Here is a 5,447-nt window from a genome sequence, read left to right on the forward strand (position 1 = left end):
CATCAGGAACACTGAGTTTAAAATGGGAAAGTTATTTTTAGACGACTCCTAAGTTCTTAATCAGTCTTTTGTTCGGCGTAATTGGTATTGCAGTCTGGAGAATAATAGAAAATTCTAAAGACCTCTTTAGAGGAGGGGGAGGAGGAAGACTGCCACCACCTAAAACGGATCCAACCCCAGGTGGAAATGGTGGTGGAAATGTTGGCGGAAATGGTGGTGTTAAAGACAAACCAAATGTTCCATCAGGCGGACCCGTCGGCATACTCAGTCGTTCGGAAATTATTGCGGCTGTTACTGGCGTGCCGGAAACCAGATCTCTGACATTAGGTTCAACTGCTGGTGATTTTACAACAAGCTCCACGCAGAGCACTTCTGCAGTCAGTGAAACCGGTTCTGCAACAAGCTCAACACTGGGTACTATTGCAGCCAGTCAAACCAGTTCTGCAACAAGCTCAGCGCTGAGCACTCCTGCGGCCAGTGAAACCAGTTCTGCAATAAACGCAACGCTGAGCATTCTTGCAGCTAGTCAAACCAGTTCTGCAGCAAGCTCAGCGCTGGGCACTATTGCAGCCAGTGAAACCAGTTCTGCAATAAACTCAATGCCAGGCACTCTTACAGCCAGTGAAATCAGTTCTGCAATAAACTCAACGCTGAGCATTCTTGCAGCTGGTCAAACCAGTTCTGCAATAAGCTTAATGCACACAGATACTCCAACCCTGGGTGGCTCTACAGTTAGCCAGGCCTTGGGCAGCATGGAAGGAATGACTACACATTCGCTCAGTCGAGCACAAAGCCCGATGATCTCCAGTTTGCCTTTGAATGGCTCATTCCCGGATGGGGTACAACCTCCCGGCTTCCTGGCAAACTCAGGATCAAATGGGCTAAAGACTTCTGGCACAGCTTTGGCCGGTGTTAACACAGAATTGTTGAGTTCAGATTTGGGCACCATCGAGCAGGGCACAGCATCCGCACTTGCTGTAGATTCCACTGCAAATGCCAGCCATGTATCTTTGGCTACGGCCACTGTTGATAGCGAACTCTCCCCCACGGCAGTACAAGCAATACCGGAAAGCTCCACGACAGATAAGGCAACCACGACTCCGTCCATGCCTGATACTTCTGATATTGAGGGACATTTCGATGTGCAGGGAATAACCAACACATTCAATAATATAACGGCCGATTTATACAAAGAGTGCGAACAGAAGAACCAGATAATCACTGATTCATTGAAATTGAACGACTATGGATCGGCAAGAGAGGACCATAGGCCATCCTCTGTTGAGCTTCACCAAAATTTCGACCTATGCACCTTAAAACAATTCATGTTAGCTGACGCTACTATGGACTCTTTGCAGAACAACAGGATTTTGATAGCTAAAAGTAATAGTTCATTTATTGGAATTAAGTATCCTAAAAGAAATGAAATTGATTTAATACCATCATATAGTCACATTACTGATAAACTCAGTGATGCCCACAAAATTCGCAACCTCTTATTCAATCGTGCATCTTTTATATTAAAAAAAGGATTTTTTGATATCACTGTTAGCAAGACAGATATTGCCAAGGACATAGCAAACAGTTTTGAATACCCGTTTTATCATCGTGCAATGGTTCACCAGCTCCGGGAAAGTTATGCAATATTAATTAGTGACTTAAATGCATTACGCAGGGAATCAATAGCGGTTGATAAACTTATGGATCAGGTACAGAAGAGGAGAACACTTTTCGAGAATAAATGGACTAACTTCTGGAATACCGAGAAGGTCGTAGGAATTAACCATCAAATCATGAAGGCTCCCAATATAGTAGCAGTGGATTTCACCCGTTATCAGGCTGACATGTACCAGAAGTCCGTTGAGTTGATGCAGCAGATATATGATAAGTTCGCCAGTTCTACCCGGACTCCCCTGAGTTATCAATTGAACAGCACACAAGAACATAGTTCCGGCAGTTCAATAGCAATCTACGAAAACTCTGATAAAAACACCCTGTTCAATAACAGCCTTGCTGCTAACCGACAAAATTTCAGCCAGCCAGAGCTTAAAGAACTTTTTGATCTGGATTCTATGAAAGCTGGACAACTGTATGATGATTATGTCCAAAACCTTGAAGCAGAGTCTGCCCGCGCAGAAAACCCGGGAAAAGGCACGATTATTTCCGGCACTCAAGTATTCAGGAATAGTTTTGAAATACATGCGCTTGAGCGATTGCGTGAGGGCAACAGTGTTGTCTATGACGTTGGCAAGCTATTCCTCGGAGCATTGCTTGATTCTGCCCCGGCCGCTGAAAGGCAGAAGAAAATGCGTGAAATTTTAGGTGTCAAGGAGCTGCTGCTGCATCAACAGATGTCCAGCTTGCAACGAATGTACGATGCCTACTTTACCATTAGAAGCAATATGACAGTGAATCAGCAAATACCCGCAGGCATTAGCAGCGGTAACCTTGATAAGGTGGCTGACTACACAGAAAAATTCAAAACAGATACCGGGGAGGTATTAAGCAAGACAATCGAGGGTATCAGGGCCACGGATATAACAGAGATAGATACTTACATAGATGACAGAAAGGATGCATTGCTGGAACTCAGGAACACAATGATTAACGACCTCCAAGCCTTGCCAGTGACTCAAGAAGGAACTCGCGAATCATCGACGGAACGTCGTCTGACCCGGGCCGCAGGTGACCTTGTTCAGGAAACTACCAAGATAGTGTCAAAATGCCTTTCACTGTTCAAACAGATCGCTTTTGATCTTAAGACTCGCTTCAATGATCCCGAAGTTTATAAAACGCGAGATTTGATACCTGCCGATTTTCTTGACTCATCCGATGATCAGACAAGAAAACGCCGTGATGTGGCCAGTACTGATGAGAACATGATTGATGAGAACATGTTGCTCAACAGTGATTGGCAGGATTCTGCAATGGCAGAACCAGACCACCGGGATTCTCTTGAGCCTGCGCACAGTTCCGGTTCCAGCTTACATTCAGGCATATTCTCGGATATTCGTGCCCGGCTCTCCGGGTTAGCCTCATTCGCCGGGTCGGATAGTCCTGCTCATCTGGCCAGAAGCGGATATGTGCCGCCGAATCAGGAGTCAATCCATGGTTCTTCATCAGGACAGAAGGGACAGGCATTGCGGACTCAGTCTGTACCATACAACTCAAGCAGTAGTCTGGTCCTGGCTAATGTCGTGGCCGCTGCGATGAATGACCGCCCCCTGCGAACGGCTGACCATCAAGTTTTGAACAGCAATAGCGCTGGCAGCCTTCCATCCGATCCGGTCAGGCAATCTCCCGGTATGAAATTGTTAGAAGGCAGCAGACGGATAGCCGGTCGCCTGCAAGCCGAAGTCACTGACTTTGCGCAGGCATTGACCAGCAATGAGCTTGCTGAGGTGGCGACTGACTGGCAACCGGAGGACCTGCTGAATATCGCTATTGTGCAAACTGCCGGAAGCTCAGATCCATCCTCTGTCACAGAAGCTTTTCTGCAGACGGTGCTTGCCTCCGGGACACTGGGCGTGGAGCATGAAAGCCCTGATAATATTTTTCGCAGTGACGGAACGGTTCGCAACGTTGCTGTTGGGGCCGATGGCCAGTCATCCATTTTTTACGACAGTGTCACAGGGAAAACGACAACCGGTTCACCATCCATTGAACTCGCCCGATGCATGCTGCAAGCCATGGCTCAACATCAGCTGAAAAAACATGGAACTCAGGGATTATCGCCATCTTTCAGCCAAAAGGTACTGGACCAGGCACGTTTGTTGCGCAGCCAGCAACATGAAAGCATTGCCAGCCAGTTAGGCAATTGGTTAGGCATCAGTGCAAACAAGGCAGAACAGCAGTTTGACAAGCACTTGTCGGAGCTGTTTGCAGCATCTCACCAGCCAATACCTGAAACTATCCACTCCATTCCGTTGATACAATCTCTTGATATGGGTAATTATCAGGATACCCGACAGCAGTTTATGGAGCTGTTGCCAGAGCAACAGCTGGCAATATTGCAGTCACTGGCCAGGGCACCCGACCCGCTGGGACTCGATCAATCCAGGGATTACCTGGCGCAGTGGCAAACCGAGATTAAAAAATTATCGTGTAATAGTGGCTATAGCGATCACTATAGCGATCAGAGTGTGCCGGACTGGTCTGCGTTTGCCATTAGGCAGCGAGCCTGGCAATTATTCAGCTATCTCTACGACTGTAAGGTCAGCGCCCCTCAAGAGGCTTTAGCCCGAGTGCAGCTTTCATCCGCCATTAATCAACGTCAGATGACTGACGATGATGATGAGGGCCTGGAGCTGAATCGGGTGGTCACTGCGTTTTTACCCGTAGTATCAAGCGCCAGCGAAGGTGCCTCAATCGAGCTTGGCAGTGTAGACAGCCTGCAGCCCCCGGTACAGCGTCACCGATTCAACAGGGACAACATAGACCGTATGCTGGATGCATACTCAGCCATCAAAAAACAGGTTAAAGACGAGTTTCCCCGGGTATTTGGTAATACGATCCACGATCCGCAACTGCAACAGGAATTGACGGGACAGGTTGCCATCGTTTGCCTGGAGGCTCTCAAGGGCAGATTGTCTGACAACACTGAACATTGGCAGTCCCTGGTTAAGAATGTGCTTGAAGAAGAGTTTGCCGAGTTTAATGGACTCTCAAGTGGATAAATTGGTCAAGTATGTCGTCCACTGTCAAGTGCAAAGCCTCGCAATGCATTAACCACACGACTGTTCTGGCTGAGCCTGTGAGTACAGCCACCATGCACAGCCCTGAACAGCGTTGCCAAACAAGAGAATGGAACAATGGATAAAATCAGTTCATCTGCAACCCCGTCACCTGCCGGGTACATCGATTCACACGGTGTGGATGATGCCTCGGAAAATGCCAATGGGCACTATCAGTCATACAAAGTGCTTAAGAACGACATTGCTTTTTCTTTTCTTCACTCTGTAGAGGGTGGAGGCTGCCAGGTTAAAACGGTCTTTTTGAAATTAGATGATTTTCGAGCACTTCTTGAGAAGAATCTGGATACCCAGGACAGGGAAGATTATCTGAATCATGTTCTGAGGCCTTGTACCGATCTGGAACATTCCACCATTTCAACCATTACCCCGATTCTGACGGTGGCCAAAACCTTGCCAGAGCCATCGATAAGCAAGCCAGAAGCTGGTGCCATCAGCCATGCAAGTGAGACATGGTCAAGCACTGCGCACAGTACTGCGGCCATTCGGGCAGAAAGCACGGTGGCTGCTGCCTCTTACGCCCCCAAAAGCACCACTTTGCAGGAAGCTATTGGCAATGTGTCAAACATGCAAACGACGGTGGCACCAAAAGAGCTTTCAGCCCCAACATCCACTGCACGTCACAGCAAATCTCCGGAGCAAACCGCAGCCGCCATGGCAGACAGTCATGCAAGCTCAGCAGGTGCTCCCTTGGCG

General features: G+C 47.9%; 4 protein-coding genes. 2 read left to right on the forward strand and 2 right to left on the reverse strand.

Annotated elements, in window-relative coordinates; translation table 11 throughout:
* Window positions 1-526: 526 nt before the first annotated feature.
* Both KDK14_RS18495 and KDK14_RS18500 read right to left on the reverse strand, forming a co-directional pair.
* Complete coding sequence (locus tag KDK14_RS18495) at window positions 527-658, reverse strand: hypothetical protein (protein WP_257266675.1); 132 nt, start codon at window positions 656-658, stop codon at window positions 527-529.
* Between the two features lie 12 nt (window positions 659-670).
* Entirely contained in the window at window positions 671-1,108 is a 438-nt protein-coding gene (locus KDK14_RS18500) for a hypothetical protein (RefSeq protein WP_257266676.1), read from the reverse strand.
* Window positions 1,109-1,700: 592 nt separating this feature from the next.
* On the opposite strand from KDK14_RS18500, the gene KDK14_RS18505 reads away from it, so the two are divergent.
* Complete coding sequence (locus KDK14_RS18505) at window positions 1,701-4,676, forward strand: hypothetical protein (protein ID WP_257266677.1); 2,976 nt, start codon at window positions 1,701-1,703, stop codon at window positions 4,674-4,676.
* Between the two features lie 135 nt (window positions 4,677-4,811).
* Window positions 4,812-5,447 (forward strand): hypothetical protein (locus tag KDK14_RS18510; protein WP_257266678.1); only part of this gene is annotated, 636 nt, incomplete at its 3' end.

It is taken from the genome of Endozoicomonas sp. ONNA2, assembly GCF_024606365.1.
In the GTDB taxonomy this organism is placed as follows: Bacteria; Pseudomonadota; Gammaproteobacteria; order Pseudomonadales; family Endozoicomonadaceae; genus Endozoicomonas.